19 protein-coding genes are annotated in these 26,118 nt (G+C 63.9%); 10 read left to right on the top strand and 9 right to left on the bottom strand.

The window, feature by feature from the left end:
- The first annotated feature begins 158 nt into the window (after positions 1-158).
- Both ACSHSS_RS22205 and ACSHSS_RS22200 read left to right on the top strand, forming a co-directional pair.
- Positions 159-2,273 carry a DEAD/DEAH box helicase gene (locus tag ACSHSS_RS22205; RefSeq protein WP_257765303.1) on the top strand — a complete coding sequence of 705 codons (2,115 nt, stop codon included), beginning with the start codon at positions 159-161 and terminating at the stop codon, positions 2,271-2,273.
- Positions 2,260-3,486: a GIY-YIG nuclease family protein gene (locus ACSHSS_RS22200; protein WP_257765304.1), complete on the top strand. Its 1,227-nt coding sequence runs from the start codon at positions 2,260-2,262 to the stop codon at positions 3,484-3,486. Before ACSHSS_RS22205 ends, ACSHSS_RS22200 begins: the two co-directional genes overlap by 14 nt.
- An 18-nt stretch (positions 3,487-3,504) precedes the next feature.
- On the opposite strand, the gene ACSHSS_RS22195 is transcribed toward ACSHSS_RS22200, so the two are convergent.
- From ACSHSS_RS22195 to ACSHSS_RS22165, 7 genes are all read right to left on the bottom strand, one after another.
- Positions 3,505-5,523, bottom strand: coding sequence for an ATP-binding protein (locus ACSHSS_RS22195; protein WP_257765305.1), 2,019 nt, complete (start codon positions 5,521-5,523; stop codon positions 3,505-3,507).
- Between the two features lie 239 nt (positions 5,524-5,762).
- Positions 5,763-7,025: an HNH endonuclease gene (locus ACSHSS_RS22190; RefSeq protein ID WP_257765306.1), complete on the bottom strand. Its 1,263-nt coding sequence runs from the start codon at positions 7,023-7,025 to the stop codon at positions 5,763-5,765.
- Positions 7,026-7,374: 349 nt separating this feature from the next.
- Entirely contained in the window at positions 7,375-7,746 is a 372-nt protein-coding gene (locus tag ACSHSS_RS22185; RefSeq protein WP_257765307.1) for a hypothetical protein, read from the bottom strand.
- A 38-nt stretch (positions 7,747-7,784) separates the two neighbouring features.
- The gene (locus ACSHSS_RS22180) at positions 7,785-8,417 is read right to left on the bottom strand and encodes a hypothetical protein (protein ID WP_257765308.1); all 633 of its coding nucleotides are present in this window, start codon (positions 8,415-8,417) and stop codon (positions 7,785-7,787) included.
- 54 nt (positions 8,418-8,471) lie between these two features.
- Entirely contained in the window at positions 8,472-9,128 is a 657-nt protein-coding gene (locus tag ACSHSS_RS22175; RefSeq protein ID WP_060091755.1) for a hypothetical protein, read from the bottom strand.
- Positions 9,129-9,509: 381 nt separating this feature from the next.
- The gene (locus ACSHSS_RS22170; RefSeq protein ID WP_257765309.1) at positions 9,510-11,030 is read right to left on the bottom strand and encodes a tyrosine-type recombinase/integrase; all 1,521 of its coding nucleotides are present in this window, start codon (positions 11,028-11,030) and stop codon (positions 9,510-9,512) included.
- Positions 11,031-11,442: 412 nt separating this feature from the next.
- A complete protein-coding gene (locus tag ACSHSS_RS22165) occupies positions 11,443-12,555 on the bottom strand; it encodes a glycosyltransferase family 9 protein (protein WP_249170464.1) in 1,113 nt (370 codons plus the stop codon).
- A 217-nt stretch (positions 12,556-12,772) separates the two neighbouring features.
- On the opposite strand from ACSHSS_RS22165, the gene ACSHSS_RS22160 reads away from it, so the two are divergent.
- From ACSHSS_RS22160 to ACSHSS_RS22150, 3 genes are all read left to right on the top strand, one after another.
- Positions 12,773-14,287 carry an O-antigen ligase family protein gene (locus ACSHSS_RS22160; RefSeq protein ID WP_241171941.1) on the top strand — a complete coding sequence of 505 codons (1,515 nt, stop codon included), beginning with the start codon at positions 12,773-12,775 and terminating at the stop codon, positions 14,285-14,287.
- A complete protein-coding gene (locus tag ACSHSS_RS22155; RefSeq protein WP_006401782.1) occupies positions 14,274-15,098 on the top strand; it encodes a glycosyltransferase family 2 protein in 825 nt (274 codons plus the stop codon). Before ACSHSS_RS22160 ends, ACSHSS_RS22155 begins: the two co-directional genes overlap by 14 nt.
- A 415-nt stretch (positions 15,099-15,513) precedes the next feature.
- Entirely contained in the window at positions 15,514-16,422 is a 909-nt protein-coding gene (locus ACSHSS_RS22150; RefSeq protein ID WP_039220812.1) for a DUF3592 domain-containing protein, read from the top strand.
- Positions 16,423-16,489: 67 nt separating this feature from the next.
- Here the strand turns inward: ACSHSS_RS22150 and phnY are convergent, their stop codons facing one another.
- Together phnY and phnA are read right to left on the bottom strand one after the other, a co-directional pair.
- Positions 16,490-17,944 (bottom strand): phosphonoacetaldehyde dehydrogenase, encoded by a 1,455-nt coding sequence (phnY, locus tag ACSHSS_RS22145; protein ID WP_035952894.1) that lies wholly within the window; start codon positions 17,942-17,944, stop codon positions 16,490-16,492.
- A gap of 24 nt (positions 17,945-17,968) precedes the next feature.
- Positions 17,969-19,207: a phosphonoacetate hydrolase gene (gene phnA / locus ACSHSS_RS22140; RefSeq protein ID WP_212160572.1), complete on the bottom strand. Its 1,239-nt coding sequence runs from the start codon at positions 19,205-19,207 to the stop codon at positions 17,969-17,971.
- A 209-nt stretch (positions 19,208-19,416) separates the two neighbouring features.
- On the opposite strand from phnA, the gene ACSHSS_RS22135 reads away from it, so the two are divergent.
- The 5 genes from ACSHSS_RS22135 (at position 19,417) to ACSHSS_RS22115 (ending at position 26,014) form a co-directional block, all read left to right on the top strand.
- On the top strand, positions 19,417-20,472 hold the full coding sequence (locus ACSHSS_RS22135; protein ID WP_006407232.1) for a putative 2-aminoethylphosphonate ABC transporter substrate-binding protein: 1,056 nt from the start codon (positions 19,417-19,419) through the stop codon (positions 20,470-20,472).
- 91 nt (positions 20,473-20,563) lie between these two features.
- Positions 20,564-21,655, top strand: coding sequence for a putative 2-aminoethylphosphonate ABC transporter ATP-binding protein (locus ACSHSS_RS22130; RefSeq protein ID WP_212160570.1), 1,092 nt, complete (start codon positions 20,564-20,566; stop codon positions 21,653-21,655).
- Entirely contained in the window at positions 21,652-23,379 is a 1,728-nt protein-coding gene (locus ACSHSS_RS22125) for a putative 2-aminoethylphosphonate ABC transporter permease subunit (RefSeq protein ID WP_105839457.1), read from the top strand. The genes ACSHSS_RS22130 and ACSHSS_RS22125 overlap by 4 nt, the downstream gene beginning before the upstream one ends.
- Positions 23,380-23,425: 46 nt before the next feature.
- On the top strand, positions 23,426-24,556 hold the full coding sequence (locus tag ACSHSS_RS22120; RefSeq protein WP_212160566.1) for a 2-aminoethylphosphonate--pyruvate transaminase: 1,131 nt from the start codon (positions 23,426-23,428) through the stop codon (positions 24,554-24,556).
- A gap of 69 nt (positions 24,557-24,625) precedes the next feature.
- Positions 24,626-26,014 carry an FAD-dependent oxidoreductase gene (locus ACSHSS_RS22115; RefSeq protein ID WP_212160561.1) on the top strand — a complete coding sequence of 463 codons (1,389 nt, stop codon included), beginning with the start codon at positions 24,626-24,628 and terminating at the stop codon, positions 26,012-26,014.
- Positions 26,015-26,118: the final 104 nt, after the last annotated feature.

Here is a 26,118-nt window from a genome sequence, read left to right as displayed (position 1 = left end):
CAGACTGATCACGTTCGCCGAAACGATTGATCACCATCGCCGAAATCCGCACGCAATGATACCGAGCGACTGGAAAAATTGTTCGACCTGTACGCAAAGATGGCGGCGTCAGAAGCGAAGCCGGCCAAGAAAACCATTCGAGCACGGAAAACCGCGTAATGAGCAACGAAGAGACCAAGCGTTATTCCATCCCAACCGTCTCAATCAAGACGGATCGGACAGGGGCATCCAGCAAATCGAACGCATTGGGCATGCGTCCGATGCAGGAGCGCGCCTACGCCAAGCGGGGCGAACAGTACCTGCTGATCAAGTCGCCGCCGGCTTCCGGCAAGTCGCGAGCGTTGATGTTCATCGCACTCGACAAACTGATGAACCAGGGCATCAAACAAGCCCTGATCGTGGTGCCCGAGCGCTCGATTGGCGGCAGTTTTGCCGACGAGCCGCTGTCCAAGTACGGCTTCTTCGCCGATTGGGTTGTGAAGCCGCAATGGAACTTGTGCAACGCGCCGGGCGCGGATGACGTGAAGGTGGCCCCGTCCAAGGTTAAGGCCGTCGGTGAGTTCCTAGCGAGCGACGACAAAGTGCTGGTCTGCACGCATGCCACGTTCCGCTTTGCCTACCAAGAGCTTGGCCCGGCCGCGTTCGACGATCGGTTGATCGCGGTGGACGAGTTCCACCACGTCAGCAGCGACCAGGACAACATCCTGGGCCGACAGTTGACCGAGTTGATTCAGCGGAACAAGGTGCACATGGTCGCGATGACCGGCTCCTACTTCCGTGGCGATGCCGAAGCCGTGCTGGCACCGGACGACGAAGCGCGTTTCGAAACGGTGACGTACACCTACTACGAGCAGTTGAACGGCTACGAGTATCTGAAATCGCTCGACATCGGCTACTACTTTTACACCGGCCCGTACCTCGATGCGGTCGTGCGGGTGCTCGATCCGTCGTTGAAGACGATCGTGCACATCCCGAACGTCAACTCGCGCGAGAGCCTGAAGCAAAAGCACAAAGAGGTTGAGGGGATCATGGACAGCCTCGGCACCTGGAAAGGTACCGATCCCCAAACCGGCTTTCACCTTGTCGAACTGCCCGGGGGGCGCGTGATCAAGGTGGCTGACCTGGTGGACGACGGCGACGGCCGCTCCGCTGTTCTGTCGGCGCTGAAAGACCCGACGCAGAAAAACAACCGCGATCATGTGGACATCATCATCGCGCTGGGCATGGCGAAGGAAGGGTTCGACTGGATTTGGTGCGAGCACGCGTTGACCATTGGGTACCGCAACAGCCTCACCGAAATCGTTCAGATCATCGGTCGTGCCACTCGCGACGCTCCGGGCAAGGAAAGCGCGCGCTTCACGAACCTGATCGCAGAACCGGACGCGTCCGAGGACATGGTGGCCGATGCGATCAACGACACCTTGAAGGCGATCGCCGCAAGCCTGCTCATGGAGCAAGTATTGGCTCCACGCTTCGAGTTCACGCCGAAGGACGTGGGCAAAAAGGACGGTTTCGACTACGGCCCCGACGGCTACAAAGACGGCCAACTCAACATCGGCGTGAACCACGACGACGGGCGCGTTCACGTCGAGGTCAAGGGGCTGGTGGAACCAAAGTCCGAGGAAGCGGCTCGCATCTGCCGCGAGGACATCAACGAAGTGCTCGCCTCGTTCGTGCAGAACAGCAAGACACTGGAGCGCGGCTTGTTCGACCACGACAATACGATTCCCGAGGAACTGACGATCCTCCAAATGGGAAAGATCGTACGCGAGAAATACCCGCACCTGGAAGAGGACGACCAAGAAGCCGTGCGCCAGTATGCGGTCGCTGCGCTGGCCTTCACACAAAAGGCCAAGCAGATCGAAATGCTGGCCGATGATGAGGCAACCGGCGGGACCGGCGACGGCACACCGAAAGCGAACCTTGCACTCATTGAAGGCGTGAAGCAGTTTGCGATGAGCGTCAAGGAACTGGACATCGACCTGATCGACCGGATCAACCCGTTCGATACCGCCTACGCGATTCTCGCAAAGGCGATGGATGAAAAAACGCTTAAACAGGTGCAGGCCGTGATCGCGGCGCGCAAGATCAACATTCCGATCGAGGAAGCGCGCGAACTGGCGAAGCGCGCGTTGGTGTTCAAGCACGATCGTGGTCGCCTGCCCGACATCAACGCCGCCGATCCCTGGGAGAGACAGATGGCCGAGGGCATCGCCGTCCTCGCCCGCTTCAAGGCCGCCGAGAAGAGGAAGGAAGGCAATGGCAACGCGTAAAAAGAGCCCAGTACCGGACGACGTGTCCGACGACGATCTGCTTGAACAGTTGGGCATCTCGGTCGAGGTCGAGGTAACGGGCGGTCGCACTCCCCAGGAAGAACGCATCATCGCCGGCTTCGAGGAAATCCAGCGCTTCGTCGAGCAGCACGGTCACGCGCCTCGCCACGGCGAAGGCTTGGACATCTTCGAGCGGCTGTACGCCGTTCGCTTGGACCAACTGCGCCGCAACACGGCCGCGCTGGCGTTGCTTGCGCCCCTGGACACCGAAGGTCTGCTTGCCGAGCCAGCGGCCGAGGCCGTGGTGAACCCGGATCAACTGGACGACGACGATCTGCTCGCTGAACTCGGGGTCGAGGCCCAAGGTGACGACGACATCCGGGTGCTTCGGCACGTCCGATCGGCTGCGGAAAAGGCAGCGGCCGAGCAAATCGCCGACCGCACGCCGTGCGTCGATTTCGACACGTTCAAGCCTCTGTTTGACGAGGCCAAGGCCGGGCTGAAGGACGGCACTTGGGAGGCGCTGCCGTTTGCTCACGATGCTGAAATCAAACTGGAAAGCATCCAGCAAGGCGATTTCTACATCGTGAACGGACAGATTGCCTACATCGCCGACATGGGCGACGAAATCAAAACGTCCGTCACCGACCGACCGGACGCACGGCTTCGTGTCATCTACGACAACGAGACCGAAAGCGATCTGTTGCAGCGTTCGTTCCAGAAGGCGCTTTACCGGGACGACACACCGCGTCGTCTACGCAAGAAGGACGCGGGTTCGCTTTTCAGCGGCGAATGGCAAGACGACGACGTGCAGAGCGGCACCATCTACGTGCTGCGCTCGCTGTCCGACGATCCGCGCATCGCCCCGTACCGCCAGGTCATTCACAAGATCGGCGTGACGGGCGGCAAGGTCGAAACGAGAATCGCGGACGCCGAGAACGATGCGACGTACTTGCTCGGTAAAGTGGAAGTCGTGACCACGTACAAACTGGCGGGCGTCGATCGGACCAAGGTGGAATACCTGATCCACAAGATTTTTGCGAATGCCCAACTCGACCTGGAAATCCCCGATCGCTTCGGCAAGCCGGTCAGACCTCGCGAGTGGTTCCTGGTGCCGCTACCGATCATCGACGAGGCGGTGCAAAGCATCCTGGACGGTACGATCCTGAATAAGGTCTACGACCGGGAGACAGGCAAGTTGGTTAGCAGATGATCGCTCGTAGCGACGGCATCAGGCCGGTGCCGCGCCCTCTGCGTCGATCTCTGTTTCCGCCTCCTCATCGGCGTCTGTGTCCGCGTCGTTCACCTCGAACACACCTTCGAGGTATGCGGCATAGCGTTCTTGGAGGTATTTCAGCGATGATGGTTTATCCACCTGTACTTCCAGGCTATCTTGGAAGAACTTCAACCGCGCCCGATTTTCATCAAGGACCTGTGCCCACGTTTTTGCGTAGATGTTGACGTTCGACTTTGAGTGCAGAAGCCCCTCTTCCCCGACCAACTCCTCGACGTAAGGCGTCAGTTCATCACTGATGATCCAGAAATCCCACGTCACGCCAACCTTCGAGAATCGCGGATCCTTCATGACGCTGAACGCATAACCTTGGATTTGCGTGACCTCATCGGGACCGATCTTTACCTTCGGTGCTTTGAGTTCGACCACCAAGTGCGTCAACTGGTTGGCGACATGGCGCTTCGTTGCCCGCGACAACATGAGGTCCACAATGCCTCGTGTCTGATAGATGTGTTTGACAGGCTCGTCGATTACAACATCAGTGCCCAGTTCACGCTTATGCTCGATCAAGGCCGTCGTCAGAGACTGGTCGTTGACCGATAGACCGAACTCCTCGCCGAACAACCAGCAGTTTTGCGCGATGATTTGATGCAACTGCGACCGCTCCTTCAATCGCCTCTTGGGTTCGGGATCGAAGAGCACGGCTTCCAGGCCAGTCAGAAACTTCAACCGGTCTGAAACAACTTTCGCCGCACTGATGATCGCCGACAGCGACGTGTCCTGCAGCAACTGCGCCAGTTCTTCTCGCTGTCTCCTGGGCAAGAGCAACACCTCCTCGAGGATCACCTGCAAGTCCTCAGGGCTGTGCTCGATCGCCTGTCGCAACATGCGGAGTTGGAACTTACGATTTTTCGGTTGGCTGGTATCGAAATCCGGCAGATGGCGAGCGACATTGACCGCTACGATGTCGAAAACTTGGCGCTCGACCTTCTCGACCGGAGTTATAGGCTCGCCGCTGAACGGGTAAACCGCTTGATCCTTCCATTCTTCAACGACCGTGCGCGCTTCTTCTGCTGCTCGTGCTCGGAAATGATCCTTGATTGCCTGTTGAGCCTCGCTGATTGCTGCCACGACACCGGGCTGCATTTCTGCCAAGTCAACCGTACCTTCCTTCTGTGCCAGGTCGAGATAAGGCGATGCGATGTACCCTGAGAACTGAAACCGCCCAGGGATATGGAAACGACGATCGACCTGCAACAACGGAAAGCGCTGCTCGTTACAGAGATACAGCGCTCGATTGCCGGCCGCTTTCCACTCGACAACTTCCAAGCGCACTCTGTGGTGCTTGTTATCGATCACCATGTCGGTAAGGTTGACAAACTTGCGGCCGACAATGGCAGAACCTGGATCGATCGGAGCACCGTCGAGTACAATCTTCGCATCTTTGTAATCGGCCAAGTACAGGGCGAAGATTTCGGTCAACTCCTGTCGCCCATCCTCGGTCGTGAACGTCCGAAAATCCTTGATAGGTTCACAGATCGTAAGCGTGATGCCGGTGCTCGCGGGACCGCTAACCTCGGCCTCGTCGCTGATGCTAACGTGACGGATGTCGGTTGCGGACATGTGAATGGAATACGTCCAAAGCTTGTTATCTCGCTTATAGACGACCGTCCATTCCGCGACTCGCCCCAAGGCAAACGCCTTGAACCGCCCTCGCCCTTCTTGTCCGTGCAGGAATCGCCCCAGTGCCGTCTGCGATTTGGACTTCTTCCAGGATCCACCGAGTGACGTAAAACAGGCCTCCGCATCGGAGCGAGGAAGACCATCACCGTCGTCCGTTACAACAATCGCGTCAAGGGATTCCAGGTCGTTGTACTTGAACGACACCTCAACCGTTTTGGCGTCCGCGTCAAAACCATTCCAAATCAGTTCCGACAGAGCCGGGACGGGTTTGGCGCGCGTGATTTTCTCCAGGAAGTCCGACTGGACTTCAACTGCATACTGTTTCGCCACCATGCGCCATCCCCCGTCCTGTTGAGTTACGACCACTTTTCTGGCAAGCATTCTACCGCCGCCCCGCCGTGAAACGCTTGCCCGAGGTAGGAATGTGCGCTTTCGCACCCAAACATGTCGATCACCCGTATCAGAACAGTTTTGCCTTGGTCGCCGGCAACGCTGCCAGGCGCTCGGTACTCTGACGCATGTTGCGCAGTGTCCGCTAATCGACATGGGTGCGAGGCAGGTGCATCTTGCGCTCAGCGCTTCGCCTCCGCGTCGTCGAACGAGCGCATGCGCTGCTCGAGCGCGGCGACGGACGGTTGGTCCTCGGACCGTTCCGGCAGGACTTTCAGGGGCTTGCCGTCGAACTCCTTGTACTCGGAATGCTGGATCCGTTTGGAGAGCTTGACCCGGTAGCGCGTGTCGATCGTCAGCAGGTGCTCGTCGAACAGGGTGTGGATGTCCGCGCGCAGCAGGATGCCGTTGCACGTCAGGTAGTCCGTCTTTTCCGCGTGGGGCACGATGTGCGCCGCCTCAACCACCGCATCGACCATGGACCCGGTCACCGCGCATCGTCGGCGATACGCCGCAAGCAGACGGTCGCGAAACTCCTTCTGGCCACGCCGGGTCTTGATGGCGCGCTGCTGGGTCTCCTCCTCGGTTTCCTCTGTCTCCCCATCCCCGCTGCGCACGGCTTCTGTGTCGAGGTCCGGTTTCACGCCGCGCACGATCTTGCACTCGCCCGTCACGTGGTCGTGCCGGTGAACGTACCAGGGTTCGCTATCGAGGATGCGCCGGCTGACCGCCGACGCCTTTTCGGCGAGTTTGTCGCGGGACCGACGGTCGCCGTCACACACGATAACGCGCACGGCTATTCGTCGCTCGTACGACTCGCGGATCGCCGCGTCGAGGTTCAGAGCTCGGACCGACTGGTCAACGGCTCTCGATCGTGCCGACGTGCTCTCCGAGGGATCGTCGGCGATGCGTTTCAACTCGTTCGCTGTGTCCAGCACTGATTCTGCGAAAAAGGGGATGCCGTTTTCCGCCTGCAGCGTTCCGTGCCACAGGCAGAGCACGTAGCCTTCCGCGAGGGAGCCGAAGGACCAGTTGTAGCAAAACTGGGGGTTCGAACGGTAGTCCTCGACCTCGCTGCCGTCCTTCCTGCGGTGCCAGCCCGCGACCGAAATGTCGGCGCGCACCAGGATGTCGTAGATCACCTCCTTGCGGCGCGGTGCCAGGTTCTCCAACGCCTCGACGTCCGGGTTGGTTCCCGCGCGGCTGAACGTCACGTAACGCGCGGTGCGATCCACCCGTGTCTTGCGCCAGCCGTTACTCATCCACGCCAGCGCCTGCACATGGGTGTCAGTGCCAGGCGTCGAGTTTTGCCACCACTCGTCGTGGTTCAGGGCTGACGGTGGCAGGTCGTCGCGGATAATCGCCTCGATCTGGTCGAAGGTCAGCGTGAGTTCGCTGCTGGTCGCCTGACGAAGGTGCTCCCCGAGTGGTGCGTATTTGCTCATGGTTTGTCGTTGTCGATGAAGTCGAACACGGTCGTCAGGGATCTTATCCCACCTAGGGGTGGGGAACGCCCTCGCACGGGCGATCCTCGGACCCTGCGGAGATCGTTGAGGCGTGCCGGATCCGTGCACGCTTCTGGTAGCCTGGCGGCTCCGGGCACCCCGCTTCGTGCCGCCTCCTTCGGTGATCGCCCCGGCACCATCGCCCGCGTGCGGAGGTCAGGGTGCATCGCCACCGCGCCCGCCTCCCTCACCGCCAGTGCTGCGCGGGTGCGTAACGCCGTCAAGCCGTCTTCGCTTCTCCTGCTCGTTTGGCGAACGGGGCGCTTCACGCGCCCCAGGGCCGATCCGATCAGTCGATGCCGTCGGCCCGCATGTGGTCGAACAGCCCGCCGTCGAGTTCGTCCGACGAGCACGCCGCGTCGCGCAGCATCCCCTCGATCAAGCCGGCCGCATCAGGGTTCGAGCGCGGCTTCGGCACCTCGTCGTCCCACGACGCCGGGTAGCCGTAGCAGTCCCGAAAGTCGCGGTCGGTCATGCAGTCGTCGTCGATCGCAGGCTGCTGCGGCTCGTCGTCGAGGTCGGGCTGGTTGGTGTAGGCCGCGACGGTGGCCTTGGCCTCGTCGAACGTCCGTTCGACCTCGGCCACGAGCGCGGCGCGCGCCTCTGCGGGCAACCATGCGAACGCGGGGCGGGTGGTGTTTTTGGTGCGGCTGGTGGTCATGGTGTGGTTCTCCTAGTACCTAGTAGATGGTGGCTGGATCAGTTCGTGGTGGCGCTGGCCGTCGAACCTTCGGCGTTGCGCTCGCGGTGGCGCTCCATCACCTTGCCGAACGCGCACGCTGCCGTGACGAGGCCCGCCGCGACCATCGCCTCGGGGCTGATGTGGAAATGGTCGGCGAAGCGCACCAGGTCCTCGGCGTCGATGTGGTCTTGATCGTTGTAGAAGTCGCCCGCGTGCATGGCGTTGAACAACGCCGCGGAGTCGAGCGCGGCGAGCGTTTCGATGGCGTCGTGCAGGGCTGCAGCGTCCACGGTCTCCGGCGGGTACGTTGCGTCGAGCCGTTCGTGCAGCAGGCCCGCACCGTGGCTGTTGTTCATCAGTTCGAGCGCGTTCAGCAACGCCTCGGGCGTGATGTCGTAGTCCTCGGCGAGTTCTGCGCGCAGACTTGCGAGAAAGGGCTCGTAGTCGGCGGCCTGCTGCGCGTCGAACCAGAGTTCGTCGCGCTCGTCCTCGTCGTCTGGGTCGTCGGCGTGCTCGTCGATCCAGTCGTTGAGCCATTCGTCTTGCGCGTCGTTATGCTCGCGCTCGGCCTTGAGCGCGCGGATCGCGGCCTTGCGGCCCAGCGCGACCAGGGCGTTGAGGGCTTGTTCGGTGTGGTGGTCGATGCTCATGTGTAGCACTCCTGAATGGTGTGATGGGTGGTATCAAACAAACATACAAACGTATCAGTGCAAGGTGGCGCCGGCCGACGCGGCGTAGAACGGGCTGTCAACGTGATAGTTGATCCCGATCTGATTGCCAAAGGCCACGGCCTTGGCGTCGATCGTCTCGCCCTGGATGCTGTCGTCGGGCAAGCCCATGCTGTCCAGGATCGTGCTCAACATCGGGAACAGGTCGAAATCGTCACGCCCTTTCATAGCAGCCGCCACCAGCATGAACTGAAAGCCGGTGTACGCCGGCGTTTCATCGATCGAGGACGGGCAGACCGCCGTCCATGCGGCGATGGCGAAGTCGATGGCCTTCTGCGCGCGTTGCTCGGTGCGAACCAGCATTGCCACCAGGTCGCGGCGGTTCTTGGCGCAACGCTTGGAGCGGTGCAGGTACAGGGCGCGCCGTTCGGCCTCGTCAAGGTTCGGCGTTGCGAGCGTCAGCAGGCCGTAGGCGACCGTACCCTCGCGCGCCACGGGCAGGCTTTCGTTGAACGTCATGAGGGCTTGAACGAGCAACGCGCGCAACGGGTGCGGGAGGGCGATCCAGAGGATGGCCTCGACCGTCGGGCTGTTGTTGATCAGCGTGTAGACGATGGGCAGCGGAAAACACTCGTCCAGCAACGCCTTGCGGGTTTTTTCGTTGGCTGCGTCGTGGGGGTTGCGGTATTGCATAGCACTCTCCAGAGAGTTGGTCGCGTGAAAGGCAAAGGGACACCACGGGTTAGGTGGTACTTCTGCCTCCCGACCAACTGGAGGTGCTGCTGTTACGACCGCCGGCCCGTGCACAGGCCGCCGGCTGCTGGGCTTGCGTTCGCCCAAATCCGAGTCGCGTGGGTGCGCCTCACGGCGCGCTGGCGTTGCCGCTGCCAGCCCCGCGTCGTCGCTGGTGGGCGTCGCGGTGAATGGAATGTACCGCCTGGGTACTGGCCGTACAACGCCTTTTTTATTGATATGGCCCCATTCGTTGAAAACGCGCGGGGATTTGCGGGGAAGGGCGGGGCAGCGTCGGAACGAGACGGGAAAGCCCCTATACTCTACAAGGCTATTGTTTGCTCACCCGGCGGCCTGCAGCAACGTGCGCAACTGGTCGAGCACGGCCGGGTTGTTCGCGGCCTGGGCTTTCAGCGCGTCGAGCAGGGCGTCGGCGTCGCTCGGCTGGGCAGGTTCCATCAGGCCGGCCGCCTCAAACACCCGGCGCTCGTGCGCGAGGTAGATCGGGCGGAGCATGTTCAACTTGCTCTTGATGCCGATGTACGTCTGCGTGATGTCCGCCTTCTGGTCGGCGTGGTTGAGCGCGATTTTCACCAGGCCGAAGTTCTGCGTCCCGTTGATCATGACCGTTTCGGCCACGCTTCCCGCGAAGGATCGCCGCAGGTCGTGCATTCGGATTTTTAGGCCCGAACCGTCTTCCCCGATGTCGAGCGCGCCTTGCGGCTCGACGAGGTGCAGGCCACGGCGTTCGGATGGGAACACCCATTCCGGGAACTCGATCGTTTCGCCCTTGGCCGCGCGCCGAACGTCCCGCCCCCGGGGCGTTTCGTTGTGTGCTTTCAAGTCGCGCAGCAGTTGTGCGCACGTGTCGGTGAGCGGGAACGCGTGCGTCGAGCCGTTTTTCGTGTCCCGGAACTGCACGAACTTACGGTCGAAATCCACGTCGCTCCACCGGAGCGCGGCGGACTCCGACCGACGTGCGCCCCACGCCAGCGAAAGCAGGATGTAATCCGCCATGACGCGCTTGGTCCACGGACGCCGGCCGGTCGGCGTCGTCCGCATTTTGGCGATCGTGCGCAGCCAGTCTTGGCTTTGCGTCTCCTCGGTGTCGAGCGCCGTCGTTCGGCGCTTGCCCGCCGGCAGTTTGTGCGTTTTCAGGTACTCGTCGAACGGGTTCAGCGGCGGCTCTTCCACCGACGACATGCGCGACCACGCGGCCCGCGTGTAGCGCCAGCATTTCAGAGCGGTGGTACCGCTGATGGTCGTCGTCAACTGATCCATCATGGCTTTGAGGTCGGCCGCGGTCACGTCGTGCACGGGCATGTGCCAGATGCTCGTCCGACCGACCCATTGCGCCACGTCCCGCCGGTCGCGCAAGGTGCCCGGCGCATCGGTTGCGGCCTGGCGCTCGGCGTCGCGCTTGACGACGAACTCGAACGTGAGTTTGTCCCGATCGTATCGGGCCGCTGTAGCCTTGCGGTTGTCCTTGACCACGTGGTTCGGGTCGATGCCTTCGGCGATCTTCGCCAACGCCTCGGCGGCTTTCTTCTGTGCCACTTTCAGCCCCGTGGCGGGAAAGTCCCCGCACGGGAACCGGCAGGGCTTGCCGGCAAGTTTGCGCTCCGCGTAAAACACACGGCTCTTTGCCGTGACGCGCAGCGAAAAGCCTTTCATGTTCGCGTCGCGCACAAAGTAGTCCGTCATCCCGGCCGGTACCGACGCGGTGAGTACGGTGCCGGTGGGTGACACGCCGACCGGGCGTTGCTCGAACGGCAGGCGGGCGATCTGGAGGAGCGTCTTGTCGTTGAACGGGATTTTTTCGATGCTGGGCGCCGGGTTGCTGGCGTCGTTTTGGGCGGTCATGGGTCGTTCCAGGAGGGCATGGGTGCGGGTGAATCATACCGACTTTTGGCTCCCCCTTGGCTCCCCATCCATCCCGAAAAAGCCCGTAAAACCCCGCGTTTGCTCGCTTTTTAGGCACTACGAACGGACCGGCACGACGCACGAAATATCGTCTAATGCCTTGTATTTATTGATATTTATTATGAATGTAAGGTGCTTTTATGGCTATTCGTCCACGCCCTCTTAATCCGTAGGTCGAGTGTTCGAGTCACTCACGCCCCACCAGGAATTTCGAAGGCCGGTCAGCGCAAGCTGACCGGCCTTTTTCGTCTGTGCAGCACCGCACGCCGCGATGGCCGCGTCGGGCAAGTTCGAATCGCGGCGCAACCTCAGCGCTCGAGACTTCCCCGAATCCCTTGCTTCCGCAACGATGTCACACGGCGTAGTCCGCCACCGTTCCCAGCTTCGTCCGCAACGCTGACACAACGGTGTCGACATCGATATCGCTGACCGCACCGCTGCTCTGGATACCGATCGACTTGCAGCGCGGCGTGAGTCGCAAGTGCATGGGCTCCGCGTGCGCAAACAGCGTGACCGAGCCGGCATCGGTGGTGTGTGCGACATGCATCAGCCCGCCATCGCACCCCACGAATCCTGCGCTGCGCGCGATGACGGCGCGCGATTGCAGCAGGCTCAGCTTCCCCACCAGAGAGCGCACGGTAAAGCGCGCATAGGTGTGTCGACCGATCGCGTCCGCGGCATCGCGCCCGTTGTCCGAGCCGAGCAGCAAGACGGACGGCGGCACGTCGAGATCGTCCGCCGCATCCAGTGCGCACAACAACTCGGGCCAGCGGTCGTAGGTGCGTCTTGGCTCGATGCCGCCGACCGCGATGCACAGATACGGCGTTTCGGGCACGAGCGCGTCGACGCTGCGTTCCGTCGGAGCGCTGCAACCGAGGTAGGGCTGCGCGAGCGCGTGCAGCCGCGCGGGCGTCAGACCGAGTCCGAATACGTCGTTGATCGCAGCAAAGCTGAACTGCGTCTGATTGCGATCCGGACCGTAGAAGTAGCCGAACAGGCAGGCGAACGGCAGGTGCCTGAAATGCTTGCGCTTCAATCGGATCGACGGCAGATTGAATTCGTTCAGCAGCACTGCATCGTAGTCGCGCGCCAGTGCGTCTTCGACGCGGTCGAACACATTGGCGAAAACATCGTCTTCCTCGAACAGCGGGCGCAGTTTCGGCAGCGTCAGCAGATCCACTTTCACGCCCGTGCCGCGCAGCAGGCTTCGGCCGGCCATGTCCATGGTCGCGTCGCCGAAATTCGCCTTGCCGGTGTACAGCCACAAAATCCGCGCATCGTTCGGCAACGTGTCGCGATAAAGCGCCGTCTGCCCGCCCAGCGCGAGCGACCATCGGCGGTGAAGATATTTTTTCGCGACGGTCAGCTTCGAGGCCTGCGCGAGATAGCGCGCCGGATCATGAGGCACCGATTCGTAAGGAATCGACGTAGAGCGTGCGACACAATGGTCGATCAATCGAAACATGGTTGGTATCGTTGTCATTTTCGTCGGCCGTGCCCGCACCGTTGCCGACATATCGCGCCGTTTCTCGCGACGGAACGGCATCGACGGCCTTTCCCCGGGACGAATGTCGATGCACGTGCGCCATGGCGCCCGCCGCGAACGCTCCATTATAGGGGCTCGCGACACCGAACCCGCATTCTTGACCGGCGGCAGCTTCTAAAGTAACGTCTCGCACGCCATGTCGCCGGATGGCGCAGTCAATCCAATCGACCATTTGCCGTATCCGCGCCGCATCGCGCCCGCCATCGCCTGCGATAGGCAACGCCATCGAGGTGGCGCATGCAGCCAACGGCGCGGTTCGCCGCTTGCCGGCAAGGATCGCGCTTGCCTACGTCGACGGGGCGGTCACCAAGCCAATCTCAATTTCAGATTTCTTCCGGAGCCCGTGTTGAGGCGTGATTGCTTGTCGTCCCCCGCCCGGCTACCCAGTCGTGATGAACGCCCGCCGCTCGCAGCCGTCGCAGCCTACATCGTGATTGCAGCCGCCCCGCTGTTCCTCGTCACCATTCGTGGCTGGAGCAGCGCGGTCCTGTTTGTCGCGGCGCTCTGTGCCGCCGTCGCCTTGGCGCAGCGACGCGCTTCGCCCTTCGTCGCAGTCGCGGAACGGCCGGCCACGATGCGCATGGCGATCGTGCTGCTGCTTCCGGTCGCATCGATCCTGATCAGCTCGGCTTTCCGCGGCAAATTCGCCGCACCGATGTTCGACAGCCCGTCCCGGTTCGCCGCCGCGATCCCGATTCTGCTGCTGGTCGTGCACTATCGGTTCAGCGTCGGCCGGTGGCTGCAGTACACGATTCCGATTGGGCTCGTCATTACGTTCGTGCAGCTCCACTTCTTCGAAGGCCCCCATTTCTGGGACGGCGACCGAATGGCGACGTACTTCGCGGATCCGCTGACGTTCGGTCAATACATGATGACGCTCGGACTGATGAGCCTCGCGTCGATCAACCTGTTCGGCAAGGACCGCCCGCCGCTGATCGCGTTCAAGTGCGCGGCTGCGGCGCTCGGGTTCTATCTGTCGATTCGCTCCGGCAGCCGCACCGGCTGGCTGGCGATGCCGATCGTGATCGCCTATCTCGCGCTGCCGCGGCGTCGCCAACTGCGCGCACGCAACGTCGCGTTGGCACTCGGCGTCGTGGCCGTGCTACTGGTTTCCAGCTATGAGTTCTCGCAGACGGTCCGCGACCGCATCGACGCTGCGCAGCAAGACTACGCGAGCTATCACTTTTCGGGCATTGCGCCCGACACGTCCGCGGGGCTGCGCATCACCTTCCTGCGCATCGGCACCTATCTCGCCGCGACGCATCCGCTCGGCGGACTCGGAGACACGGGTTTCGAGTCGGCGTTGAAGGCGCCCGAACTCGCGGCATTCGCTTCTCCGTATGCGCGCAGCTTCGCCCTGCATGCGGGCTTTCACAACGAGCTGATGACGAATGCGGTACGCTCGGGCATCTGGGGAATCCTGTCGACGCTCGCCTTGTTCATCGTACCGATGGTCATTTTCGTGCGGGCCATTCGCTCGCCCGACCGCGATCGCGTCGCCAATGGCACGATGGGCCTCGTGTTCATGATCTGCCAGATTGTGAGCGGCATGACGACCGAGGTGTTCAACCTCAAATTTACGGCCAGCTTCAGTGCGATTTTCATCGCAGCGTTGTGCGGTGCCTCGATCATTCGCTATGGAAAAGAATAAATACTCGATTACGTTCGCCTGCTACAACCAGGTCGAATATACGAAGAAGTGCATCGACAGCATGCTGAAACATGGCACGCCGCTCGATCGCGTCGTGGCCGTCGATAATGCGTCGAGCGACGATACGCTCGAGTATCTGAAGAGCCTTCCGCTCGGCGGCGTCATCCACAATGCCGAAAATCTCGGATGCGGAATCGCATGGAACCAGGGCGCACTGCATCAACAGGCCGAGTGGACCGTCGTCATGAACAATGACGTGCTGGTATCCGCGGAGTGGATCGAACGCCTGATCCATGCGGCCGAGAAACACAACCTGAAGGTCGCGTCGCCGGCCTTGGTCGAAGGGCCGCTCGACTACGATTTCGACGATCAGTCGCTCGTGTGGAGCGATCGCATGCGCGACACCCTTCGCGTCGGCACTCGCCATGCCGTCTGTCTCGCCGTGCATCGAAGCGTATGGCATGAGGTCGGCTACTTCCAGCCCGTACCGAAGCTGCTCGGCTATGAGGACACGCTGTTCTTCAGCGAGCTCGACAAGGTCGGCATTCGCACCGCGATCACCGGTGCGGCGTGGCTGCACCACTACGGCTCGATCACGCAGACCGCGATGAAGCAGGAGCGCGGACTGTCGAGCAAGCAAGGTCTCGCCAACCGAAAGAACTATCGGCTGCTGAATCAGAGTTGGCTGACGCGCAAGATGAACAAGCTCAAGCGCAACCGGATGCTGAATGCGTGGCGCGAGGCGGAACTGGCGCGCTACGGCATGACCTTGCATGGCAAGCGCGAGGGCGGCGACTATCACTGGCTTTGACGCCGCATCGCTGTCCCTCCGAAGGCGCGTTGCTGCGGCTGACCCGCGGCTCGTCCGGTCCGCAGTAACGCGCTGTCCCACCTCCCGTACCCCGCAGCACGCCGACGATCGGCATCCCTCCGTTGCCCCCCTTTTTTTGCATCGCCGCCTCAATACGGCACGTCGGTAAGCCACCGAACGCATTTTCCACGCCGTTTCCGCTAGAATCCTCCGACAAATAATCACACGATCGGCGCGGGCCTTGCCGTTCCCGCGTCGGCACTGAGAGAACATGGGACGTCAGACATGGGAACATGTGAGCGGGACGCGACCATTCGGGCGGTACGGTGGCGCCGAGATCGGCCTGTCCGTCGGCGCGCGCGACCCGGTCGCCCGCACCGCCCTCCGCCCTGCATTGCGCGAACCGGATGCGGTCATGCCGCTTAACGCGCGGATCGCGCTCGCACTCGGCATCGCGCTGCTCGTTGTGGCAGCCATCCTTGCCGTCACGGCCGGCCACGCGACCGGCCATCTGATCCGCATGCCGGGCACGGTCGTGCGCATCGTCCAGGACAGCGACGCGATGCGCGCGTATCGGCCGATCGTCGCGTACGTCGCGGACAACGGCGAGCGTCGCGAGATCGCCGGCAGCACCGCATCGATCGTCCCCGCCTACGACATCGGCGAGCACGTCGACGTGCTGCTCGATCCCGCCCATCCGAACCGCCCCGCCACGATCGACGACTTCGCGCAGCGCTGGTTTCCGGCCTGCGCCGCGGCGCTGCTCGCGGTCGCGTCGTTTGCGATCGGCAGCCTGCTGTACGTCAACGCGCGCCGCCACGCGGCACGCGACACGATGCCGGGCGCCGCTGCGCGCCAACGCGCGCTGCAGCGCTGGGACGTCGCGGTCGTCCTGATTCCGATCGCGATCGGCACCGGCTTCCTCGCCGGCGCGGGCGCGACCGGCCTGCGTCAGTGGCAGACCGTGCGCCATTACGCGTATGCGACGGGGCGCGTCATCGCGTTCGCGGACAACACGCACGCAGCGCACGGCGCATCGGCCTCGTCGCGCTGTGCGGCGCTCGTCGCGTTCACGGCCGACGGCGGCCGGCGGATCACGTTCCGGCAGCGCACGCCCGTCGCGCATTCGCGGCTGCAGGCGGGCGAAGCCGTCACCGTGCTGTACGACCCCGTGATGCCGGAACGCGCGATCGTCGACCGCTTCTGGGATCGCTGGGGTATCACCGCGATCCTGTTCGCGATCGGCGCGCCGTTCCTCGCGGCCGGCCTGTTCGTCGCCGCGACGCTATGGCCCGGTCAGCCGCCGTACGAGCGCGCGCACTGACTTCTTCGTGCGATCGCGCGCGCCGTCGCCCGATATGCGGCAACAGCCCGTGCGCATCGCGCCTGCCCTACCACGGCAGCGAATACGTCTTCGTATTCGTAAAGCTCTTCATCGCCTCCTGCACGCCCTCCTTGTAGCCGAGCCCCGAATCCTTCACGCCGCCGAACGGCGTCAGTTCGAGCCGGTAGCCCGGCACCTCGCGCACGTTCACGCTGCCCACTTCGAGTTCGGTGATGAAACGCGTGATGTAGTCGAAGCGGTTCGTGCAGATCGACGACGACAACGCATAGTCGGTGCTGTTCGACATCCGGATCGCCTCGTCGATGTCGCGAAAGCGCATGATCGGCGAGACCGGCCCGAACGTTTCGTACTTCACGAGCGGCATGTCGGGCGTCACACGATCGACGACCGTCGGCGAATACAGCGCGCCGTCGCGTACATTGCCGACCAGCAGCCGCGCGCCGCGCGCGATCGCATCGTTCACGCGCGACTCGCAGAACATCGCGGCCGCCTCGTCGATCACCGTGCCCATGTCGTTCGACGGATCGGCCGGATTGCCGTACGACCACGCGCGCGTTTTCTCGACGACGAGCTCGGTGAAGCGATCGGCCACCGCCTCGTGCACGAGCATCCGCTTGATCGCGGTGCAGCGCTGGCCGGAGTTCTTGTACGAGCCCGACACCGCGAGCGTGCTCGCTTCGTCGAGATCGGCGTCTTCCATCACGATGATCGGATCGTTGCCGCCGAGCTCGAGCACGGCGCGCCGGTAGCCCATGCGCGATGCGATCGACTTGCCGATCGACACGCCGCCCGTGAACGTGATCAGGTCGATCGCCGGATTGGTCACGAGCTCGTCCGCGATCTCGTTAGGGTCGCCGGTGATCACCTGCAGCATCTGCGGCGGCAGGCCCGCTTCATAGAGGATGTCCGCAAACAGGTAGCACGACAGCGGCACCTTCTCCGACGGCTTCACGACGATCCGGTTGTTGGTCGCAATCGACGGCACGACCTTGTGCGCGACCTGGTTCATCGGATGGTTGAACGGCGTGATCGCCGAGATCGCGCCGAGCAGCGGCTCGCGCTGCGTGTACACGCGGCGCTTCTTGCCGTGCGGCGTCAGATCGCACGAGAAGATCTGCCCGTCGTCTTTCAGTACTTCGCCGGCGCCGAACGTCAGCACGTCGGCCACGCGCCCCGCTTCGTAGGTCGAATCCTTGATGCACAAGCCCGCTTCCGCCGTGATGAGCGCGGCGATCTCCACCGTGCGCGCACGCACGATGTCGGCTGCGCGGCGCAGGATCGCCGCGCGTTCGTGGCGCGTGAGCGTCGGTCGATACGCGCGCGCCACCGCGAACGCGCGCCGCACGTCGTCGAGCGTGGCCTTCGGCACCGTGCCGACGAGCGTGCCGTCGTAGGGGTTGCGCACGTCGATCGTCGCGTCGCGACGGATGCGCTCGCCATCGATCCGGAGCGCTTCATGACGAACGTCGCAGGCTGCCGTCGATGCTGCAATGGCATTCATGGGTGTCTCCTTCCGGATGCGGGCTTAGCGCAGATGGTTGAGCGCGATGTCGATGATGTCGAAGTTGCGCAGCCGCGCGCGGCCCGCGACGTCGGCACTCACCGGCTGGCTGAAGATCAGCGGCACGATCTGCTCGGAGAGCCCGCCGTGCGAGCGCAACGGCACGTCGAGGCCCGACAGGTCGTGCTTGATGCGGCGCGTGCCGAGCACGACGTCCTGCTTCGAGATCACGATCAGGTCGCCCATCCGGTCGGGCGGCAGCTCGAAACGCGCGCAGCCTTCGGCGCCGCTCAGCACCAGCTCGATACCGTCGACGGCCGCGAGCCGCGCGCGCAGCGCATCGATATCGGCCGACGCCGGCACGTAGACGGTCGCGAACGAGCCGAGCGCGCCGTGGTGCACGACGTACGGATCGGTGATCGGCAGAATCACGCGTGCCGCATCGTGGCCGAGCCATTCGTCGAACAGCTCCTGCAGATAGATCACGTTCGGCTCGCCCGTCTCGCCGTCGTGCTTCGCGTTCATGCCGTGATCGGCCGTGATCGCGACGATCGCGCCGAGTTCGTCGAGCCGCTTCAGATACGCATCCATCATCTGATAGAACGCGTTCGCGCCGGGCGTGCCGGGCGCACACTTGTGCTGCACGTAGTCGGTCGTCGACAGATACATCAGGTCGATCGACCGCGTCTCGAGTAGCCGCACGCCGGCCGCGAACACGAACTCCGACAGCTCCGCGCTATACACGCTCGGCACCGGCCGCCCGACGAGTTCGAGCACGTTGTCGATGCCGTTTTCGTCGAGGTTCGCCTCGTCGGCCTTCTCCGACGAAAAGCAGATGCCCTTCAGCCCCTTGCCGAGCAGCCTGCGCAGCTTGTCCTTCGCCGTGACGACCGCGACGCGCGCGCCCTGCTCCGCGAACGTCGCGAGGACGGTCGGCGCGACCAGGTACTTCGGGTCGTTCATCAGCACCTCGGCGCCGGTGTCGCGATCGTAGAAATAGTTGCCGCTTATCCCATGCACGGCGGGCGGCACGCCTGTCACGATCGACAGATTGTTCGGGTTCGTGAAGCTCGGCACCACGCATTCGCCCTTCAGCGCCGTGCCGGGCTTCAGCAGCGTGCGCAGATACGGCGCGACACCGGCCTCGGCGGCCCGCTCCAGATATTCGTACGCGCAGCCGTCGACGCACACGACCACGACCGGGCGACTCATCCACTTGTAGCGGCGGCCGTTCACTTCCACGGAAACAGGCGTTTCAGTCATGACATTGAGTCCTTTCGGTTCGAACAACGATTGAGCTGCCGGCGCCCGCGCCGCGCCGAGGAGGTGTTTTCCATGCTTGACATTAAAATCGACGATTTGTAGATTGTCAACAACATGCAAAGAACAGCAGGCAGAGTACCGACAACAAAGAGAGGGCAGGTCTTCACTTAACCGCCGCGTGCCGCGGCGTCACAGTCAAGGGGTCTGAGATGAACGAAGTGCCGGTATGCAAGCGTGTGAAGGCATGGGCGGCGGGCGCGGCGCGCTGCGCCCTGGTCGCGGCGATCGCGCTCGGCGCGGCTCAGGCGGCGCACGCGAAAACGTCGCTGCTCGTCTATACCGCGCTCGAAGACGAGGCGATGAAGCCGTACAAGGATGCGTTCGAGAAAGCGAACCCCGACATCGAGATCCGCTGGGTGCGCGACTCGACCGGCTCGGTCACCGCGAAGCTGCTCGCGGAAAAGAACAATCCGCGCGCCGACGTCGTGCTCGGGCTCGCCGCGTCGAGCCTCACGCTGCTGGATCTGCAAGGCATGCTGATGCCGTACGCGCCGAAGGGCTTCGAGCAGCTCACGCGCAAATACAGCGACGCGAACAATCCGCCGCACTGGGTCGGGATGGACGTCTGGGGCGCGACGATCTGCTACAACCGCGTGGTCGGGCAGGCGAAGGGCATTCCGAAACCGACGTCGTGGGAAGACCTGACGAAGCCCGTCTACAAGGGTGCGATCGTGATGCCGAGCCCCGTGTCGTCGGGCACCGGCTATCTCGACGTGACTGCGTGGCTGCAGACGTTCGGCGAAGACCGCGGCTGGAAATTCATGGACGCGCTCGACAAGAACGTCGCGCAGTACGTGCACTCGGGCTCGAAGCCCTGCACGCTCGCGGGCACCGGCGAATTCCCGGTCGGCATCTCGTTCGAGTTTCGCGGCCACGAACTGCAGGCGCAGGGCGCGCCGATCGACCTCGTGTTCCCGAAGGAAGGGCTCGGCTGGGACATGGAAGGCACCGCGATCATGAAGACGACGAAGCAGCCCGACGCCGCGAAGAAGCTCGCCGATTTCATGGCGAGCAAACAGGCGAACGAAATCACCGCGCGCTGGTGGGCGATCGTCGCGTATCCGGGCGTCGCGCGCAAGCTTGCCGGCATTCCGGACAACTATGCGGATCTGCTCGTGAAGAACGACTTCGTCTGGTCCGCGAAGAACCGCACGTCGATTCTCGACACGTGGCAGAAGCGCTACGGAGCAAAAGCGCAGCAGTAACGCCGCGACCCGCAGCGGGGCCGCGCCGCGCGCCGCCCCGCGTCCCTTTCCTCGTCGAACGCGGCCTGCAGGCCGCAGCGTGGAGGCGCGCATGGCACCTTATCTGAGCGTAGAACGCATCGAGAAGCGGTACAACGACACGCAGGTCCTGTCCGACATCAACCTCAGCGTGATGAAGGGCGAGATGATCTGCTTCCTCGGGCCGTCCGGCTGCGGAAAGACGACGCTGCTGCGCATCATCGCGGGGCTCGAGACGCAGAACGCCGGTCACATCATGCAGGACGGCCGCGACATCTCGCGGCTGCCGCCGCAGCTGCGCGACTACGGGATCGTCTTCCAGTCGTATGCGCTGTTTCCGAACCTCACCGTCTACGACAACGTCGCGTACGGGCTCGTCAATCGCAAGATGAAGCGTGACGCGATCCACGAGCGCGTGCATATGCTGCTCGCGCTCGTCGGCCTGCCCGACAGTCATCGCAAGCATCCGGGCCAGCTGTCGGGCGGCCAGCAGCAGCGCATCGCGCTCGCACGCGCGCTCGCGACGTCGCCGGGCCTGCTGCTGCTCGACGAGCCGCTCTCGGCGCTCGACGCACGCGTGCGTGTGCGGCTGCGTCAGGAGATTCGCGCGCTGCAGCAGCGGCTCGGCGTGACGACGATCATGGTCACGCACGATCAGGAAGAAGCGCTGTCGATGGCCGATCGCATCGTCGTGATGAACCAGGGCGTGATCGAGCAGATCGGCACGCCGCTCGAGATCTACCGGCAGCCCGCGTCGCCGTTCGTCGCCGATTTCATCGGCCGCGTGAATACGATTCCGGCCGAGGTCGCGCACGACGGCACGCTGCGCGCGGGCGGCGTCGGCATCGACTGCCGGCACGGCGCCGCACGGCCGGCGCAGGGCGCGGCCGTCTCGGTGTACGTGAGGCCCGAAGACCTGCGCATCCGCGTCGCCGGCGAAGCGGCCGACAACGTGCTCGCGGGCCGCGTCGAGAAACTCGAGTTCCTCGGCGCGTTCTGCCGCGTGAGCTTCCGGATCGACGGGCTCGACGGCCAGGAGATCGTCGCCGATCTGTCGTATCGCGACGTCGACCGCACCGGCGTGTGCGCCGGCGCGCGCGTCGATCTCGCGCTCGATCGCGAGCATGTCCGTGTGTTTCCCGTTGCCCAGGAGCGACTGCAATGAGCGCCGTCCTCGCCGAGCGCCGCCGCGGCGCTACCGCCCCCGCCGACATGCGGCAGATCACGCACTGGCACGATCGCGTCGCGCAGCTCGCGCTCGTCGCGATGGCCGCGCTGCTGTCGCTGTTCCTGCTGCTGCCGCTCGCGCTCGTCGTGCACAAATGCTTCGTCGACGCGGACGGCCATTTCGTCGGCCTGCACAACTTCGTCACGTATCTCGAGGACAGCGCCGTGCTGCGCTCGATGCTGCATTCGTTGACGGTCGGCGCGCTCGTCACCGCGATCGTCGTGCCGATGGCGTTCACGTTCGCCTATGCGCTCACGCGTTCGTGCATGCCGTTCAAGAACGCCGCGCGCACGATCGCGCTGCTGCCGCTGCTCGCGCCGACATTGCTGTCGGCCGTGTCGTTCATCTACTGGTTCGGCAACGCGGGGCTGCTCAAGCCGCTGCTGCACGGTCACTCGATCTACGGGCTGCCGGGAATCGTCGTCAGCATGGTCTACGCGTCGTTTCCGCACGTGCTGATGATCCTCGTCACCGCGCTGTCGCTCGCGGACGGGCGCCTGTACGAAGCGGCCGCCGCGATGGGCACGAGCCGCACGCGCAAGTTCTTCACGATCACGCTGCCCGGCGCGAAATACGGGCTCATCAGCGCGACGATGGTGTCGTTCACGATGTGCATCAACGACTTCGGCGTGCCGGTCGTGATCGGCGGATCGTACAACGTGCTGTCGACCGACATCTACAAGCTCATCATCGGGCTGCAGGACTTCAACCGCAGCGCGGTCGTGAGCCTGATGCTGCTGTGCCCGGCGCTCGTCGCGTTCGGCGTCGACTACTTCATCCGCCGCCGCCAGCAGTCGCAGCTCGGCGCACGCTCGACGCCGTATCAGCCGAAACCGTCGCGCGGCTTCGATCTCGCGATGTTCGCGTACTGCGCGATCGTCTGCGCGTTTTTCCTCGCGGTCGTCGGCATCGCGGTGTTCGCGTCGTTCGTGAAGTTCTGGCCGTACCAGATGAGCGTCGGGCTGCAACACTATCGGATGGGACTCATCGCGGCCGGCATCTTCGACGCGTACAAGAACAGCCTGAAGATGGCTGCGACCGTCGCGATCGGCGGCACGATCGTCGTGTTCGGCGGCGCCTATCTGATCGAGAAGACGCGCGGTGCGCGCTGGCTGCGCGGCTTCATCAGCCTGTGCGCGATCCTGCCGATGGGCGTGCCGGGGCTCGTGCTCGGGATCAGCTACATCTTCCTGTTCAATGCGCCCGGCAATCCGCTGAGCGGGCTGTACGGCACGCTGTGGCTGCTTGCGATCGTCACCGTCGTCCACTACTACGCGTCGAGCCACCTCACCGCCGTCACCGCGCTGCGGCAGATCGACGGCGAGTTCGAGGCCGTGTCGGCATCGCTGAAGGTGCCGTTCTACAAGACCTTCGTGCGCGTGACGGTGCCGGTGTGCCTGCCCGCGATCCTGCTGATCGCGCGCTATCTGTTCGTGAACGGGATGACGACCGTATCGGCCGTCGCGTTCCTCTACTCGCCGGACACGCAGCCCGCGTCGGTCGCGATCCTGAACCTCGACGACGCGGGACAGATGGGCCCGGCCGCCGCGATGGCGACGCTCGTGCTCGCGACGTCGTCGTGCGCGTGCCTGCTGTTCGCCTGCGTGTCGCACGTGCTGCTGCGTCGCACGCAGGCTTGGCGCACGCCGTATCGCCACTGATTTCACGATGCACCGATTCGATGCCCGACTTCCTCAAGGAGACACCATGACGCTCGCCGATCAGCCCATCCTGCTCACGCCCGGCCCCCTGACGACCTCCGCGCGCACGCGCGACGCAATGCTGCGCGACTGGGGTTCGTGGGACAGCGACTTCAACGCGATCACGGCGCGGCTGCGCACGCGTCTCGTGCAGATCGTGCACGGCGAAGACACGCACGAATGCGTGCCGCTCCAAGGCAGCGGCACGTTCTCGGTCGAAGCGGCGATCGGCACGCTCGTGCCGCGCGACGGCCACGTGCTCGTGCCCAACAACGGCGCGTACTGCCAGCGCATCGCGAAGATCTGCCGCGTGCTCGGCCGCCGGTTGACGACGATCGACTACAGCGAAGACCGCCGCGTCGATCCGGCCGACATCGATCGCGCACTCGCCGCCGATCCCGGCATCACGCACGTCGCGCTCGTGCACTGCGAGACGGGCACCGGCGTGATGAATCCGCTGCACGAGGTCGCGCAGGTCGTCGCGAAGCATGGCCGCGGGCTGATCGTCGACGCGATGAGCTCGTTCGGCGCGATCGAGATCGATGCGCGCACGACGCCGTTCGACGCGGTGATTGCGGCATCGGGCAAGTGTCTCGAAGGCGTGCCGGGTATCGGCTTCGTGATCGTGAAGCGCAGCACGCTCGAACGTTGCGAGGGCAACTGCCGTTCGCTCGCGATGGATCTGTACGACCAGTGGGTCTACATGCAGCGCACGACGCAGTGGCGCTTCACGCCGCCGACGCACGTCGTCGCTGCACTCGATGCGGCGCTCGCGCAATACCTCGACGAAGGCGGGCTCGCTGCACGCGGCGGCCGCTATCAACGCAATTATCGTGCGCTGATCGACGGGATGCGCGCGCTCGGCTTCCGCCCGTTCCTCGATCCGGCGATCCAGGCGCCGATCATCGTCACGTTCCATGCACCGGACGATCAGAACTACGACTTCAAGACCTTTTATCAAGAGGTCAAAAAGCGCGGCTACATTCTGTATCCGGGCAAGCTCACGCAGGTCGAGACGTTCCGCGTCGGCTGCATCGGCCACTTCGGCGAAGCGGGCATTCCGGGCGCCGTCGCCGCGATCGCCGACACGCTGAAGGCGATGGGCGTGCAGCGCATGTCCGCCGAAGCCGCCGCGTGATGCGCGCCACATCGGCGCCGTTCGGGCCGCGCACGCGCGCGGCCCTTCACTCAATCGACTGAACCTTCGATGCGACCTTTCTGGATCGAACAAGCGCTGTTCAACGACGGCGATCTCGCGCCCGCGCTGCAGGGCGCGACGCAGGCGGACGTCTGCATCGTCGGCGGCGGCTTCACCGGACTCTGGACCGCGATCCAGACGAAGCGACAGAATCCGGCGCTCGACATCGCGATCGTCGAGAGCGATCTGTGCGGCGCCGGCGCGAGCGGCCGCAACGGCGGATGCCTGCTGACATGGTCCGCGAAATTCCTGACGCTGCGGCGACTGTTCGGCGAGGCCGAGGCGATCCGGCTCGTGAAGGCGTCGGAAGCGGCCGTGCAGCACATCGCGGACTTCTGTCGCGAGCACGCGATCGACGCGGAACTGCGGCGCGACGGCACGCTCTACACCGCGACCTCGTCTGCGCAGATCGGCACGCTCGCGCCGGTGCTCGATGCGCTGGCCGCGTGCGGCATCCACAGCTACGAGCCGCTGCCGCCGGCCGAGGTCGCGCGCCGCTCCGGGTCCGCGCGCAATCTCGACGGCGTGTACTCGCCGATCGCGGCGACCGTCCATCCGGGCAAGCTCGTGCGCGGCCTGCGCCGCGTCGCGCTCGCGATGGGCATCCGCCTCTACGAACGCACGCCGATGCTCGCGTTTACGCCGGGCCAGCCGGTGGTCGTGCGCACGCCGTGCGGCAGCGTGACCGCGAAGAAACTCGTGCTCGCGATCAACGCGTGGATGGCGAGCCGTTTCCCGCAGTTCGAACGGACGATCGCGGTCGTCTCGAGCGACATGGTGATCACCGACCGGTGCCCGGAGCTGCTCGAACGGACGGGGCTCGTCGATGGCGTGTCGGTGCTCGACTCGCGAATCTTCGTCTACTACTACCGGACGACGGTCGACGGCCGGCTGATGCTCGGCAAGGGCGGCAATACGTTCTCGTGGCGCAGCCGGATCGCGCCCGTCTTCGATCGCCACTCGCCGTACGAGACCGAACTCACGCGAAGCCTGCACGCGTTCTTTCCGTCGCTCGCCGGCGTGCCGATCACCGCGAGCTGGAACGGGCCGTCCGACCGCTCGGTGACGGGCTTTCCGTTCTTCGGCCGGCTCGACGGCGCGCCGAACGTGTACTACGGCTTCGGCTATTCGGGCAACGGCGTCGGGCCGACGTACATGGGTGGGCAGATCCTGTCGTCGCTCGTGCTCGACACCGACAACGCATGGACGCGCAGCCCGCTCGTGCAAGGGCCGCTCGGCCGCTTCCCGCCGGAGCCGCTGCGCTATGTGGGCGCGCATGTCGTGCGCAATGCGATCCGCCGCAAGGAACGCGCGGAAGACGAAAACCGACGGCCGGCGGCGGTCGACACGTGGCTCGCGAAGTTCGCGAGCGCGGCCGGCAAGGCCGACAAGGGATGATTCGCGCGTCGCGCGCAGCAGCAGCAGATGAAAAAAGGGACGCCTGACAAGCGTCCCTTTTTCATGCCGCGTGACCTGCGTACGCGGCGCGGTGCACGGCCGCG

This window comes from Burkholderia sp. BC1 (genome assembly GCF_052683555.1).
Note: the sequence above shows the minus strand (reverse complement) of the source record. Positions and strands in the feature narration are given on the sequence as shown.